The following is a 15,012-nucleotide window of genomic DNA, read 5'->3' on the forward strand; positions in this document are numbered from 1 at the left end:
TCTTTCTTGGACAATCTAGGACTTGCCCCTTGTAAACTTTCACCCTAACCTTATAACTACATTCTAAACTTGAATCAATATAGGTGAATACCCCCTTGAGCACATCAATGAGTTATGCCGTGACATCTGACAATTTATGGCGTTCTTTGCAAAGCGAAGCGGAGAAACTCGCCCAAGACGAGCCAATTCTTGCTAGCTATTTTAACACTACCATATTACGTCACGACTCATTGTGTTCCGCGTTAAGCTTCTTGCTCGCCAGTAAGTTAGACAGTATGTCTATTCCTGCTATGGTGCTTCGTGAAGTATTCGAAGAAGCCATGGCAGACATTCACTCTGGCATTGTCCGCTGCATCGAACAAGATATTTTGGCCATTAACGAACGAGATGCAGCATGCAATGGTTTCACCACACCCTTGTTATTTTTCAAAGGATTCCACGCGTTACAGACTTATCGTGTGGCCAACTGGTTATGGAAAAATAATAGAAGAAGCTTGGCCTTATATCTACAAGGGCAAATGTCGATGGCTTTCAGTGTCGACATCCACCCTGCAGCGACCATAGGCTGCGGTGTCATGCTAGACCACGCAACTGGGTTAGTGGTCGGTGAAACTTGCGTCATCGAAGATAATGTCTCCATACTGCAATCCGTTACCTTAGGTGGTACTGGCAAAGAACACGGCAATCGTCATCCTAAGATACGTTCCGGTGTTCTAATCGGTGCAGGTGCTAAGATACTTGGCAATATTGAAGTGGGTGAAGGGGCGAAAGTCGGTGCTGGTAGTGTGGTACTCGAACCGGTTGAACATCATACCACTGTGGCTGGCGTGCCTGCCAAGGTCGTAGGACGTAACACGGAAGAAGAGCCTGCTTTGGTGATGGATCACAACATCAACCATTGTCTGAAAGATTGCTCCGAATAGCCTAAGCCTTAAATCACTTCTACAGTGAATCACCGCCCAAAGAAATTACGATCTCAACTGAGATCGTAATTTTCTATTGCGCCTTTGGGCACCATTTTAATGGTTTCACTTTCCGTATCAAACAACAAAACCGCACTGCCTGAAGACAATGCCTGTAAGGCTTGCTGACGCTTTTGTTGCGAAGACAAATCGTAATTCCCATAGTCTGTGCCATCACGGGAGACAATATCGTCGAGAATATTATCCAAGGTTTCAGGTGCTAAGGAGTCGTAAGGAATCAAGGTATCCATTTAGCTGGCTCCATATTCATCAAACAAGGCAATTACCCCAGCCTCATCAATGACTGGCACATTGAGCGATTGGGCTTTGGTTAATTTGGAACCAGCCTTTTCACCAGCCACCAAACAATCCGTCTTCGCCGATACCGAACCGCTGACTTTGGCCCCCAAACTTTGCAGTTTATCTTTCACCTGATCTCGGCTAAATTGACTCAAAGTACCAGTTACAACGTAAGTTTTTCCATTTAATGGCAATGAATCGGCGTCTACTGTCGCCTGCGTTTGCCACACCACTCCCGCCCCTAATAATCCTACTATGGTGTCACGGTTAGCCGCTTGTTCAAAGAAGATGTGTACATGTTGTGCGACAATCGGACCCACATCTTCCACTTCCACTAAGGCTTCTTGATCAGCCGCCATTAGGCTATCTAAGTCTTTAAAATAGCGGGTTAAAGCGCGCGCTGTTGCTTCTCCCACCTCTCGAATGCCTAACGCGTAGAGGAAACGATTAAATTGGGTTTGCTTGGCCGTTTCAATGGAGGCTAATAAATTATCTACCGACTTCTGCCCCATTCGTTCCATCACCAACAATTCATCGCGTTTTTCCGACAAGCGGAAAATGTCCACCGGGGTTTTGACGAAAGACAGATCCACCAGCTGTTCGATCAACTTATCGCCTAAGCCATCTATGTCCATGGCTTTACGAGACACAAAGTGCTTTAAGGATTCTTTTAACTGAGCACCACACACCAAACCACCCGTACAACGGACAACGGCTTCTCCTTCGACTTGTTCAACATCCGAGCCACACACTGGACAAGCTGCTGGAAATTCCACAGGCGTGGCATTTTCTGGACGCTTTTCTTTGATCACTTGCACCACTTGAGGAATCACATCGCCCGCGCGGCGAATCACCACAATGTCTTTTACTTGCACGCCCAAACGCGCAATTTCGTCTTTGTTGTGCAAGGTGGCATTGGAAACGGTAACGCCTCCCACAAACACAGGCTCAAGTCTTGCCACAGGCGTAATCGCGCCAGTTCGTCCCACTTGAAAATCAATATCCAAAACTTGCGTCATTTCTTCTTGTGCAGGAAACTTTCGAGCAATCGCCCAACGGGGCGCACGCGCAATGAAGCCCAATTGATTTTGCAAAGCAATATTGTCGACCTTGTAAACAATGCCATCAATGTCGTAAGACAAACCTTCACGTTTATCGTTGAGCATTTCATAATAGTCAATGCAGCCCTCTGCACCTTCTACCTTTTGCATCAGGTCATTAGTACGAAAGCCCCACTCACTAAGCTGTAACAAGCCTTCATAATGGCTCGATGGTTGTTGCCAACCTTCCACATAACCAATCGAATAAGCACACATGACCAGTGGACGCGCCGCGGTGATTTTCGGATCTAATTGACGCAAACTACCAGCAGCCGCATTACGTGGATTAACGAAGGTTTTCTCACCTTGCTCTGCTGCTTGTTGATTCAGTTTTTCAAAACCCTTTTTTGGCATGTAGATTTCACCACGCACCTCTAATACATCCGGAGGTGAGGCTGTGCGTAACGTCATTGGTACAGTGTGAATAGTTTTGATGTTGGAAGTAATGTCTTCACCAGATAAACCGTCACCACGGGTCACTCCGCGCACTAGACTGCCTTTTTCGTAACGCAAACTAATGGCGAGACCATCCAACTTGGGTTCACAACAATAGGTAATGGTATCTGCTTTGCCCAACAATTTTTTAATACGTTGGTCAAAGTCCTTTAGCGATTCGTCATCAAAGGCATTATCAAGTGACAGCATGGGGACAGTGTGTGTGACATTGGCAAAACCATTGTCCGGTTTCTCCCCAACACGCTGGGTCGGAGAGCCAGCTTCAATCCATTCAGGATGGGCCATCTCAATGGCTTGCAAAGCTCGATAGTCCCTATCGTAAACCGCATCCGGTACCACAGGATCATCTTTGACATGGTAGGCATAGCTGTAGTCGTTAAGTTTTTCAATTAACGACAGCATGTGTTCGCGGCTGAAATTGCTCTCTTGACTCATAGATTCTCTTTCCACTTCTTCTAAAACAATCAAGGCCCCGCAGGGCCTTGTCGTCTTACTCAATCTTACTGCTTATTGCGCATCAGTCGGCGACGCTCAAAATCACGAATACGCTGACGACAATGGGCAATCGTTTGATCACTCATTGGCGATCGTCGCTCATCCCTTAACTCACCACCTAGGTTTCGCACCAAGGTTTGTGCTGTTTCTAGCATGAAATCAAAGGCTTTCATACTGTTTTTCGGCCCAGGCAAGCCCATAAAAAAACTCACTCCAGGACAGTCACTTTCACCCATGGTATCTAAATCAAAGGTTCCAGGTTCGATGGCATTGGCCATGCTGAACTGCACACGCCCACGATCAAAACCGTCTTCGTGACGATGAAAGATATCCATTTCGCCATAGCGCATACCGCAATTCAAAATCAACTGAAGTAGTTCCATTCCAGCAAAACTTTGTCCTTCCGGTGCAAAAATATTAATCACTATGACTTCTTCAATCTCCGCCATGTTGGCGTCGTCATCAACTTCATCCTCTTCTACCATATCGTCTAAGCTGCCTTGAGGTGTCACTTGATCAATGTCTACCTCAGAATAACTGCGCTCGTAATCTTCATTATGGAAGTGCGTGGTTGGTTGATCGTCTACCACGCTGTCGGGGAAACCAAGATCTAATTCATCTTGTTCATAAAAACCATCATCAGAGTAATTTTGTTCGGAAATTGCCGAGTCACCAAAATCACGTTCTGGTACCAAAGAAGCTAACTCATCCAAATGCAACTCTTCTGTTCTTTGTAACTCAGGACCGGAATCCACTTTATGTGGAACATCGGTTAACGGCGCTTTTGACGTTTTACGAGCGGCTTCAAAGGCACTGCTAATTGGATCATTATCAACAGCAGGTTCATGCTTATCTTGCAAGTCGCCTTCATCAAACTCAATTGATGACCTATGACGCAACACGATTTCTTCAGATGAACGCTTTCCCGTGTTTCCTGTTGAGTTGGCCAGTTGACCTTTTTTATAACGACGAAAACCATCGATCAAAATGACAACAATGATGACCACACCAATTAAGATCAGCCACTCACGCAAGCTAAATTCCATCACAAAGTCCGAAATAGTATTAAATAAAAGTTGCCTATATTATCAGGCGAAGCGCGCCAGGATTCAATTACAAGGCCAGCTTGATTAGGTAAATCTCTTTACGATTTGTAAAGACGCCTGATTTTGTGCCGATAATTTGACCTTTGGTCAAATCTGCATCCTGCAAATTGGCTAATTTTACGACCAGATTAACTTGTTGAACCTCTGATAAATTGGCTGTTGGCATGACAGCATCAAGGTTGGTCAACAAAATAGGGCCTGCTAGATCCTTTGGTGAGACTCTTTGTATTGCCACTGGCATCACTTGCCCAGCCTGTTGAGCATACACTAAAAGTACTTGGTTTGGCTGCCACTGAATGTCTTTGGGATCCCACTCAAGTTGCACTGCAATCTGATCCGTAATGATGGGAGGAAGACTTTGATAATCAATCTTGCCTAAGTTTCTGGCTTTATTGATGGCCGTCAGCAAAGCCAAACGTTCTGCCGAATTAGCGTTATAACGAATGGCTTCTTGCCAAGCCAATACGGCTGCCAAATAGTTACCGCGATCAAACTCTACAACGCCTTTTAATCCTAATGCGTTAGCTTGGTGTGGATCCAGCAATAAAATTTGTGCGATAAGGCTCTCTAATTCCTCCGAACTCTGATTATTGTTGGCATAAAATATGGCTTGTGCGTATTCCACTAAGAGATTTAATTTATCAGCACTGTTTTCTGGCAATTTATCTAATGCTTGCTGGAAAGCGGTTAACGCTTCCTGATACTGACCTTTTTGTACCAAGTCTACCGCTTCGAAATACCAATCTTCCGCGCGATTATAACGACGACTTCGATACTGCAAAAAAGTCGTTATTTTTTCGGCTGTTAATTCTTGTGCTTGCATGGCCTGCTGAAAACGCCAATCTCTAGAGAATCCTAGATGTTGATAAATAAGCAAACTGCCCAACACGCTAAGAATAAAAAAACCACCAATCAACCAAAAAGTCAGCCCATTGGCCTCTTTCCACTTGGTATCAGTTAACGCGCTTTGTTGTTTTTCAACTTGCAAATCATTTAACAACTGTTTGGACTCGGCTGCTGTCAAACGATCATCAGCCAAATCGACAGTGATTTCATTTTGACACGCTTGGTAGAAGTCATCTTGCCAGTTTCTATTAATGGAATGAACAAAACAGAGGGCGTAAAAGAGGTAAGCGAAACTCAGCAACAAGACTAACACCAAGAACAAATTCAATATCATACATTTGCCCTCTTACGGCGTGATCGCCAAATAACACCAATAAACACCAGTAAGCCCAACGCCAGTAATACAAATGGCCCATACCAAAGAAGCATAGTCGATCCAGTGTTTTGCGGTCGATATAAAACAAATTGACCGTATCGTGCCACCATATAATCGATAATTTCTTGATCAGTCTTACCCGCTTCTATCATGCTATGTATCTGATTTCTAAGATCAATAGCAATCTCAGCATTCGAATCCGCTAAATTTTGGTTTAAGCATTTAGGACAACGCAGCTCTTCTACCAAACTTTGGTATCGCACTTGATTTAGTGTCGAACTAAACGACAATAAATCGTCCGCCTGTAAGGTTCCCGTTAATGAATACAGACTTATGATCAAGAAAAGCAAACGTTTCATTGTAAATACCTCTGAACCTCTTGCCAGCTTTGTTCATTGAGCACACCTTGTAGGCGAAAAGTAATCCGACCTTGTCGATTCACCACAAAGGTCTCTGGTGCACCAGTCACTCCCATGTCTAAACCAAATTGACCCAACTCGTCTTGTAACACTAACTGATAAGGATTGCCCTTCTCCGCCAACCAAAGTTTGGCTGCAGATGCTTGGTCTTTATAATCAATACCAATGATCATCACCCCTCGTTGGGCTAATTCCACCAAAAATGGGTGCTCAACATGACATGCCGGGCACCAAGTACCCCAAAAATTAATAAGATAGGGCTGTTTTGGCATTTGAGCAGAAGTGACTAAGTCATTTCCCTCCAAGGTCACTAATGTAAAGTCCGGTACCGATTGACCAATCAAAGCCGAAGGCATGTATTGCGGGTCTTTACCTAACTGAAAAAACAGCACTAAAGCCAATACTAAAAAAATAAAAAATGGTAGTAATCTAAGGCTCCATTTCATCATGATGTGCCTCGCTTTCGGTAACGTTTATCTATTGCCGCCAGCACGCCACCAAGCATCATCAATACACCACCCAACCAAATCCAGCGTACAAACGACTTTATGTGTATTCTCACCCCCCAGGCATCATCTGGTAATTGCTCCCCGAGTGAAATATACAGATCACGAGTAAAACCTACACCGAGCGCGGCTTCCGTCATCACCTGTTGACGTGTCATAAAGAAACGCTTTTCTGGGTACAAGTCCGCCACCAATCGATCATGTTTATAGACTGCAAAATGTGCCTTATCGGATACAAAGTTAGGCCCTTTTATGATCTGCATTTTTTCGAACACAAAACGATAGCCCCCTAACTCAGTATCTTCTCCCGGTGCCATTTTGACCATTGCCTGATGACTATTTACTGTCACCAGAATAATACCAATCAAACAAATCGCCATTCCAAAATGTGCCAACAACATGCCATAGTAACCCGTAGATAAGCGGCGCCATCGAGAAAGATTCCAGCCTATTAATTGCTTACTTAGCCATTCGTAAGAGGTCAATGCAATCACCCAAAAAGCCACACTGAGGCTCCCCCAAGCCCAAGCATTAAAAGCTTGCCAATAGACAATCAATGAAGCACCTACTATGGCAATAGAACTCGAAATACTCATTGGTTTGAGGAACAAACTCAATTTAGTGCGATGCCACCGTGACAAGGGGCCAAGGGACATGAATACCATTAACAGCAAAGCAATAGGGCTAAATACCGCATTAAAATAAGGCGCACCAACGGAAATACGTCCTAACCCCAATACATCAAAAATCAAAGGGTAAAGTGTGCCGAGTAAGACCGTAAAAGTAAGCACGGTTAGGAAAATATTATTGAGCAATAACCAAGCTTCACGGCCACTAAAACCAAAACTCACACTGGATTTAACTTGATTGGCTCGCAGAGCATATAAAAGCAAGCTGCCGCCTACCAAAAGAATCAACAGGGCAAGAATAAAAACGCCGCGCGTTGGGTCAGCAGCAAAAGCATGAACTGAAGTCAACACACCAGAACGAACTAGGAAAGTCCCTAATAAAGACAAACTGAAAGTAAAAATTGCCAGCAGTACTGTCCAGCTTTTAAACACACCACGCTTTTCCGTGACCGCTAAAGAGTGCAAAAGTGCAGTACCCGCTAACCAAGGCATAAAAGAAGCATTCTCGACTGGATCCCAAAACCACCAACCTCCCCAGCCTAATTCATAATAAGCCCACCAACTGCCCAGAGTAATACCCAAGGTCAATGAAGCCCAAGCAAAGGCCGTCCAAGGCCTAGCCCATCGCGCCCAAGCGGCATTGAGATTTCCCGTCAATAAAGCCACCACAGCAAAAGCAAAGGCTACGGCAAATCCCACATAACCCATATACAAAATCGGTGGATGAAGAATCAAACCAATATCCTGCAATAGAGGATTTAAGTCTCCTCCGTCCCTCGGCACATCAGGTAGCACACGGATAAAAGGTGAAGAAGTAAACAACAAAAAGGCTAAAAAACCACTGGCCACCCAACCTAATACTGACAGAACCAAGAGTCCGATTTCACTCGGTAAGGATTGAATGCGAAGCGCTACCGCAGAGCACCAAGCGGCCAAAATCAATACCCAAAGCAATAAAGAGCCTTCATGACCGCCCCACACTGCACTGATCTTATAGCGCATTGGTAATTGGCTATTGGAGTTTTGCGCAACATACAAAACCGAAAAGTCGTCACTTGCAAAAGCCCAACAAAGGGCCAAAAACGACAATAAAACTAATACAGACATGACTAAGGTCAGAGGTCGAGCCGTGGCTAACAAGACAAAATTGTTACGAAAATAGCCAACCATAGGAAGACAGGCCAACGCCAATGCAAAAAACAAGGCCAGTATTAAAGAGAAATGTCCAATTTCAACCAACATAAAAAGAGAAAGCCCAACTAATTTGTGTATTGTGACGACGGTTGACCTTGCTGTAACGCATCAGTCACTTCCGGAGGCATGTATTTTTCATCATGCTTGGCAAGCACTTCCGTCGCATGAAATATGCCATCTGCTCTAAGCTGACCTTGAGCGACTATGCCTTGGCCTTCACGAAATAAGTCAGGCAAAATGCCCACATATTCAATACGCACATTATGTTGGAAGTCAGTTACCATAAAGGCCACCGCTAAACTGTCTGGATCTCTCTCCACACTGCCTGCAACCACCATACCACCGGCACGAATATTGGTCTCATAGGGGGCTTCTTGTTGAGCAATTTGTGTCGGCGAATAAAACAAGTTGATGTTTTGCTGTAAAGCGAATAATACCAAGCCTAACGCGCAAGCCAACAAGCTAACGCTAAGTAAAATCCATAACAGTCGTTTTTGTCGAACAGGGTGCATTTACTCTTCCTTTTGATAACGCCTCTTCAGCGCAATCCTTGCGTTCCGGCGCTGACCTAAACTCGCCAAGATAAAAATCAACAAACTACCACAACCTATGGCGTAAGCCGACCAAACATACAGTCCATGTTTACCCATTGCTAAAAAATCACTTAAGGTGTCAAATGCCATCCTTTAATACCTCTGTTTTCAGCCATTCTGATCTGGCTTCTGTCTGCATGATTTGTGTTTCTATTCGCCACAACACTAAGGCTGCCGTTAATAAATAGAAAGCAACAACGGACAGTAATAAGGGTAGCCACATTTCCACTGGCATGCTGGGTTTCTCAGTCAATTTGAAACTCGCACCTTGGTGCAAGGTGTTCCACCACACAACTGAGTATTTGATGATGGGCAAATTTAATAATCCCAGCAAGCCAATCACGGCAGCGGTTTTATCGGCTATGCTTCTATCCTCAAGCGCATTTTGTATGGCCATTATTCCGAAATACAAAAACAACAGTATCAATACCGAAGTCAGTCGAGCATCCCACACCCACCAAGTTCCCCAAGTTGGCTTACCCCAAATAGCGCCACTAGCGAGAGCCACAAATGCCATTAATGCCCCCAGCGGCGCAATCGCTCTCATGAATAAAGGGGCCATCTTGATTTTCCAGACGAGAAATATCAAACCAGCAAGCCCTAAGGCTAGATAGCAAGACTGTGCCAATATGGCAGCTGGAACATGCAAATAGATAATACGAAAACTGTTACCTTGTTGGTAATCTTCTGGCGCAAATACCAATCCCCAAACCAAGGCCGTGATTAGCAACACACTGGCAATAATAAACAAAGGCGTTGGCCAGCGTTTGAAGCTTTGATAAAACCATTTTGGTGAACCAAATTTATGTAACCAGGACCAGTTCATTAGCTCACACTCGCTTTGATGCAAATGGCAGTCATCCAAGGAGACAAAACCAAACTGAATAATAGTATGGCCGCTAAAATGGCCAGTGAGCCTTCATAAGGCAACCCTGAATACGCTAATTTCATCACAGAAGTTGCAAAAATAATAACCGGCACATATAAAGGCAAAACAATCAATAACATTAATACCGCTCCTTGTCGCAAGGACACAGTTACTGCAGCACCAATCCCTCCCAATAAAAACAAACTTGGCACAGCAAGCAACAAACTCAGTAATAAAGGCCAAAAGCTATTTGCAGGCAAAAACAGCATCTGACTTAATAATGGCAACATAATAATCAATGCGAATAAAACCATTACAGAATGCAGTATCACTTTCAGCAAAGCTAAAATTGGCAAAGACAAACCACTGACGACCCACTGTTCTAACGACCCATCATGATAATCTTCCTTAAACAATGCTTCTACGGACAAAAGACAAGCTAAGGCCGTCGCACACCAAATAATGCCTCCAGCGGCTTTACTAAGAAACACCTGAGAAGAATCGATGCCAAGTGGAAATAATACAATCACCAATAGAAAAAATAGCAAGCTGTTAATCACATTCTGTTTGCGCCGCCACAATACAAAAAGTTCAGCTTGTACAAAAGACAAATAGGTCATGACAAAAGTTCAATAGTTTTAGCTGACACAGACGATAACTCTTGATGGGAAGTCAAGACAATCAGCCCCCCTGAATGGATATGATCTTGAAATTTGTCCTCCAGTAAAGCCACGCCATCTTTATCCAAACTCGCAAAAGGTTCATCCAATAACCAAATGGCTTTTTCAGATAACCATAAACGCGCCAAGGCCACTCGTTTTCTTTGGCCTTCAGATAAGTATTTAACCAAACTATGCTGATAAGGACATAACTTAAGATGCATCAAGGTTGCTTTTATCTTTTCATTGCTGGCTTGTGGACAATAACAGGTCACATTTTCAAGCACACTAAGATGACTTTTAATGCCGTATCTGTGCCCCAAATAAAGACTGTTCTTAGTGAGTAAATCACGATCATCTTGATCATCTTGATGAGAACACTCAACAATCACTCGCCCCTCAAGAGGCATGAGAATACCTGAAATTACCTTTAATAATGAGGTTTTGCCAGCACCATTTTCCCCAAGAATACGGTACAAATGTCCCGATGTGAGAGAATAGTTTAATTGCTGACACAAAATATGTTCGGCACGTTCTATGCAAATGTCAGATAATGTTAATGATAGATTGGTTTGCAAAAGGTTTATCCATTTTTGCCGATAAAGAAAAAGGCGTAAACTCATCTCATTATATGAGAATCTTTCTAAAATAACGATGCAAAAGGTAGGCGAAATGATCTCTGACATTAAATCAATGATTAGCGGCCAATCTTCTTCAACGGACAGCTCATCCGCTCGCCTAAATACCGTTGGCACCCTAGCTAAACTCAGCAACGAAATGAAGCTGATTGAAAACCTTTCACTCATTAAATTTCTAGGCAGTGAAACTACCTTATTTCAAGGAAAGCCTATACAGCTACTTCACGCTTCTAGTCAGCATCAGCCTTTTACGTTAATTAACTCAGGTCCAGCCATTGATATCAGTGACTTAAACAACGTCAAAATGAGTCGAAATGGCAATCATCAAGCCAGTTTAGAATTACCTGCCAACAGCAACACGCAACTTAGTAGTCAGACTACCCCTACTCAAGCGCGCGTTGGTAACCTAAACATTGCTTCACAGGTCATTCAATTGACAGTAGTTTCAAGCTTACCAAGTCCTTTATCGGCTAATGCTTCCAGTGCACAAGGATCTGAAGCCCAAGCCAGCACCCAACGAAGCAATCAAGCAATTGCAGCGCAAATACCCTCCCCCACTGGACAAGCCAATTCGAGTCAAGCAAATCAAGGAGATATGCCACCAGTAAAAACTAGACAACAAAATCAAGGCAATCTCTCTAAACCGACCAACAATACCACAAACAATAGTCAGTCTGCCGTAACAACGCAGAATGCGTCATCAATCTCTTCAAACAATGGCACTACAAACAATGCAAGTACAAACAATAGCACCACAAATACACATCCTAATGGCTCGCAAGGCCAACCTGAGCTGACGTATGCAGCTCTCAATAAACGCCCGTTGAGTAATCTTAGTCTTACCAATAGTAATAACACGCCAGTTGCAAATAATCAGACAATCAACAATCAAGCTTCTGCTTCTACAAATAGCTCACAAAAACGCCCTAATGTTGCAAACAGTATTCAAACACAAACTGCCACTACCAAGCCTGTAGTTCCTTCCTCTCAAACACAAAGTGCAAATGTGCCATCTCAATCAAATAACCAACATATTCTGCAAGTGACAGATGGTCATTCTGAGTTTCACCTCATCAGTCAACAAGCGCTTAAAAAAGGTGACACACTTAGAGTATTTATCGATACTAATAATCAACTACAAAGTCTGCCAGCAAAACAGACAAATGAATCTATGCCATTACAGACTCAGGCCTTAAGACAAAGCCTACCAAAACAACTAGCAGCATCTGAAATGACTAGTTTAATCAATCAATTACAAAGCATTTCTCAAGCAGAAGGGGCTGATTTACCAGCAAGAACACAACAGGCACTGCAACAACTTTTGCAACACTTACCCAACCTATCTCAGGTCACTGGTTCACCCGAAGCGATGAAACAAGCCATTCAGACCAGCGGCACTTTTGCTGAATCCTTGCTGGTTAATGATCAAAAAAATCAGATTCCAGCGGATTTCAAATTGAACTTAGAACGCCTTAAAGACAGTCAAGAGGCCATGCTTGTTACACGTAACACAAGCACAATCCCCACAGAGCAAATTGCCAATGCGATTGAGCGTATTACGACTAATCAGCTACGCCATCTTAGCGAACCAGGTCAATTAAACAGCCAAATGTACCCTTTGCACATTGAAGTACCGATTAAAGATCAGCAACAACAGCACAGGTTAGTCCATATTGAAATAGATCAAGATAACAACCAAACACAGCATGAAAAGCACGAACGTCGTTGGTTGGTGAAATTACAATTTGATTTCGAAGAAACCGGTCGCTTTGACGCCAGAACCAGTATTCAAGGCAATAAAGTTGGTATCTTGTTCGCTGCCGAAAGTCTCGATACAGTACAAAAATTACAACACAACATGCCAATTTTAAAAGACAAACTCAATCAAAAAGACATTGAAATAGAACGACTTGATGCCTTTCAAGCAAAATTAGTTCAGACAGAAAAAAATAAAACCAATCAGCAATCATTGATCGACGTGAGAACCTAATGAAAAAAGCAGTGGCACTCAAATACGATTATCAAAACGCTCCTGTTGTGGCGGCTAAAGGAAGCGGATTGTTAGCAGAAAAAATCATGCAGGTAGCAGAAGAGAACGATGTCATGCTCCACCAGAGCCCAGAGCTGGTTGAGGTACTCAGCACCCTGGAGTTAGGTGAGGAGATACCCGAATCTTTATATCTTGCAGTGGCAGAAATTATCGCTTTCGCACACCAAATTAAGGATCATCAATGGTAGTCTGAATCTCGGCGAGACTCTTTTTTAAGCAAGCTAATTAATTCCGCCTCAGCGCGAATCAAACCACACTTAGAGACTAAATCATCTATGGTGGCGCCCATCTCCAATAACTCCATGGCACGATTATAAGAAACACTGCCTTCTTTAGACAAAATTTCAGATTGCTTCTCTACTGCCAAATTTAATTTCTTCTCAATAGCTACCAAGCGACGTCCCATTCCGATAGAACCTGAAGCCAATACCTGTACTTGCTTTTTATGGCTAATGTCCGCTTCCAATTGCTGTGACTTAAGCTGCTTGATTCGTTTTGATAGACGGAAAGCCCACGTCACCACAACCAGCAGTAATACAAACTGCAGCACTAAAAGAAGGTTAAATAACCATTGAGATTCCATTAAATACAACTACCTTAATTTACACCCTAATTTATATTGAAGCGACTTCAGACCACTCATCTTCAGACAACAACTTATCGAGGTCAACCAATATCAATAGAGTATCGTTTTTATGACACACGCCCTGAATAAATTTCGATGACTCATCGTTACCCACACTCGGCGATATTTCAATTTCTGATTGGCGTAAATACACCACTTCAGAAACCGCATCCACCAAAATACCAATCACATGGCCTTCCACTTCTAGGATCATAATACGCGTAGCGTCTGTAATTTCACCCGAGGGTAAACCAAAACGCTGGCAGGTATCGATAACAGTGACCACTGTACCACGCAAATGAATGATACCCAGCACAAAAGCTGGCGCACCTGGTACTGGTGCAATTTCTGAGTAACGAAGTACTTCTTTCACCTGCATGACGTTAACACCATAAATTTCATTTTCTAGGCGAAAAGTCACCCATTGCAACATTGGGTCTTCCGATTGATTAGCGCCTTTTAACGCAATATTCGTAGACATAACACATCTCCCAAGATCACACTGTGATCACTAGCCCTATTGTGAAGGACCCTTAAAGCCATTTTTAGGGTCGTCTAATAATTCTATAAAACCTTGTACATCCAGTATGGCACACATATGATCAATTACCGTACCTGCCAACCAGGGGCGTTTACTTCTGTCTTTTCGCCATTTTACTTGAGCTGGCTCCAAAGTAATGGCCTCAGCCACTTTTTCACATGCCACCCCCCAGTTTGAGCGATCTAATTGAATAACAAATTGAAAATGCTCTTTGAGCTCGCCTTCATAATGATTTGGCATTACCCAGCGAGCAGTATCCACCGTTCTTAGATTGAAATCTCCTACATTAGCAACACCGATAAACCAATCAGGTTGACCAAAAATAGAAGTGATTTTTTCTTCACCACTTTGAAAAATACCGCCCAATTCCACTAAAGGAACCGCCATTTTCAAACCGCCAACGTAAAACAATAAACATTCAAAACGACCTTTGGCCCAAGGCAAAGGCTCGGTTTTCCCAACACGAGGCGAAAGCGTCACCACTTCAGCAGAAGCTGGTTGTTCTTGCTGCAGCGCCACTGATGTCTCACTAGGTTCAGGGGTAGCCATTAATCCTTTTGGCTCTGGCTCTGGCTCTGGCTCTGGCTCTGGCTCTGGCTCTGGCTCTGGCTCTGGCTCTGGCTCTGGCTCTGGCTCTGGCTCTGGCTCT

The 15,012-nt window shown here is 43.5% G+C and carries 18 protein-coding genes; 3 read left to right on the top strand and 15 right to left on the bottom strand.

Annotated elements, in window-relative coordinates; all coding sequences use genetic code 11:
* The first annotated feature begins 107 nt into the window (after positions 1-107).
* On the top strand, positions 108-923 hold the full coding sequence (gene cysE, locus ACXAH2_RS14250; protein WP_475079440.1) for a serine O-acetyltransferase: 816 nt from the start codon (positions 108-110) through the stop codon (positions 921-923).
* A 53-nt stretch (positions 924-976) separates the two neighbouring features.
* On the opposite strand, the gene ACXAH2_RS14255 is transcribed toward cysE, so the two are convergent.
* The 12 genes from ACXAH2_RS14255 to ccmA form a co-directional block, all read right to left on the bottom strand.
* Positions 977-1,213 (bottom strand): YheU family protein, encoded by a 237-nt coding sequence (locus tag ACXAH2_RS14255; protein ID WP_475079417.1) that lies wholly within the window; start codon positions 1,211-1,213, stop codon positions 977-979.
* Positions 1,214-3,253: an NAD-dependent DNA ligase LigA gene (ligA, locus tag ACXAH2_RS14260; protein WP_475079418.1), complete on the bottom strand. Its 2,040-nt coding sequence runs from the start codon at positions 3,251-3,253 to the stop codon at positions 1,214-1,216.
* A gap of 65 nt (positions 3,254-3,318) precedes the next feature.
* Positions 3,319-4,359 carry a cell division protein ZipA gene (gene zipA / locus ACXAH2_RS14265; RefSeq protein WP_475079420.1) on the bottom strand — a complete coding sequence of 347 codons (1,041 nt, stop codon included), beginning with the start codon at positions 4,357-4,359 and terminating at the stop codon, positions 3,319-3,321.
* A 67-nt stretch (positions 4,360-4,426) separates the two neighbouring features.
* Positions 4,427-5,599: a tetratricopeptide repeat protein gene (locus ACXAH2_RS14270; protein ID WP_475079422.1), complete on the bottom strand. Its 1,173-nt coding sequence runs from the start codon at positions 5,597-5,599 to the stop codon at positions 4,427-4,429.
* Positions 5,596-6,000: a cytochrome c-type biogenesis protein gene (locus ACXAH2_RS14275; RefSeq protein ID WP_475079423.1), complete on the bottom strand. Its 405-nt coding sequence runs from the start codon at positions 5,998-6,000 to the stop codon at positions 5,596-5,598. Before ACXAH2_RS14275 ends, ACXAH2_RS14270 begins: the two co-directional genes overlap by 4 nt.
* Positions 5,997-6,509 (bottom strand): DsbE family thiol:disulfide interchange protein, encoded by a 513-nt coding sequence (locus ACXAH2_RS14280; RefSeq protein WP_475079425.1) that lies wholly within the window; start codon positions 6,507-6,509, stop codon positions 5,997-5,999. The genes ACXAH2_RS14275 and ACXAH2_RS14280 overlap by 4 nt, the downstream gene beginning before the upstream one ends.
* Complete coding sequence (locus tag ACXAH2_RS14285) at positions 6,506-8,437, bottom strand: heme lyase CcmF/NrfE family subunit (protein ID WP_475079427.1); 1,932 nt, start codon at positions 8,435-8,437, stop codon at positions 6,506-6,508. The genes ACXAH2_RS14280 and ACXAH2_RS14285 overlap by 4 nt, the downstream gene beginning before the upstream one ends.
* Positions 8,438-8,454: 17 nt before the next feature.
* A complete protein-coding gene (ccmE, locus tag ACXAH2_RS14290; protein WP_475079428.1) occupies positions 8,455-8,901 on the bottom strand; it encodes a cytochrome c maturation protein CcmE in 447 nt (148 codons plus the stop codon).
* Positions 8,902-9,072 (bottom strand): heme exporter protein CcmD, encoded by a 171-nt coding sequence (gene ccmD, locus ACXAH2_RS14295; RefSeq protein ID WP_475079429.1) that lies wholly within the window; start codon positions 9,070-9,072, stop codon positions 8,902-8,904.
* The gene (locus ACXAH2_RS14300; RefSeq protein ID WP_475079430.1) at positions 9,062-9,808 is read right to left on the bottom strand and encodes a heme ABC transporter permease; all 747 of its coding nucleotides are present in this window, start codon (positions 9,806-9,808) and stop codon (positions 9,062-9,064) included. The genes ccmD and ACXAH2_RS14300 overlap by 11 nt, the downstream gene beginning before the upstream one ends.
* Complete coding sequence (ccmB, locus tag ACXAH2_RS14305) at positions 9,808-10,470, bottom strand: heme exporter protein CcmB (protein WP_475079431.1); 663 nt, start codon at positions 10,468-10,470, stop codon at positions 9,808-9,810. The genes ACXAH2_RS14300 and ccmB overlap by 1 nt, the downstream gene beginning before the upstream one ends.
* Positions 10,467-11,087 carry a cytochrome c biogenesis heme-transporting ATPase CcmA gene (ccmA, locus tag ACXAH2_RS14310; protein ID WP_475079433.1) on the bottom strand — a complete coding sequence of 207 codons (621 nt, stop codon included), beginning with the start codon at positions 11,085-11,087 and terminating at the stop codon, positions 10,467-10,469. Before ccmA ends, ccmB begins: the two co-directional genes overlap by 4 nt.
* 94 nt (positions 11,088-11,181) lie before the next feature.
* Between ccmA and fliK the strand changes: the two genes are divergently transcribed.
* Both fliK and ACXAH2_RS14320 read left to right on the top strand, forming a co-directional pair.
* Positions 11,182-13,137 carry a flagellar hook-length control protein FliK gene (gene fliK / locus ACXAH2_RS14315; protein WP_475079435.1) on the top strand — a complete coding sequence of 652 codons (1,956 nt, stop codon included), beginning with the start codon at positions 11,182-11,184 and terminating at the stop codon, positions 13,135-13,137.
* Positions 13,137-13,385, top strand: a complete 249-nt coding sequence (locus ACXAH2_RS14320) for an EscU/YscU/HrcU family type III secretion system export apparatus switch protein (protein ID WP_475079436.1) — start codon at positions 13,137-13,139, stop codon at positions 13,383-13,385. The genes fliK and ACXAH2_RS14320 overlap by 1 nt, the downstream gene beginning before the upstream one ends.
* Here ACXAH2_RS14320 and ACXAH2_RS14325 read toward each other — a convergent pair.
* From ACXAH2_RS14325 to ACXAH2_RS14335, 3 genes are all read right to left on the bottom strand, one after another.
* Positions 13,376-13,780, bottom strand: coding sequence for a DUF2802 domain-containing protein (locus ACXAH2_RS14325; RefSeq protein ID WP_475079437.1), 405 nt, complete (start codon positions 13,778-13,780; stop codon positions 13,376-13,378). The two genes, ACXAH2_RS14320 and ACXAH2_RS14325, sit on opposite strands and share 10 nt — an antisense overlap.
* Before the next feature lie 31 nt (positions 13,781-13,811).
* On the bottom strand, positions 13,812-14,303 hold the full coding sequence (locus tag ACXAH2_RS14330) for a chemotaxis protein CheW (RefSeq protein WP_353669410.1): 492 nt from the start codon (positions 14,301-14,303) through the stop codon (positions 13,812-13,814).
* A gap of 36 nt (positions 14,304-14,339) precedes the next feature.
* Positions 14,340-15,012, bottom strand: a 673-nt coding sequence (locus ACXAH2_RS14335; RefSeq protein ID WP_475079438.1) for a chemotaxis protein CheW, incomplete at its 5' end; no start/stop codon positions are given.

This window comes from Marinomonas sp. ABL3_031, assembly GCF_056161265.1.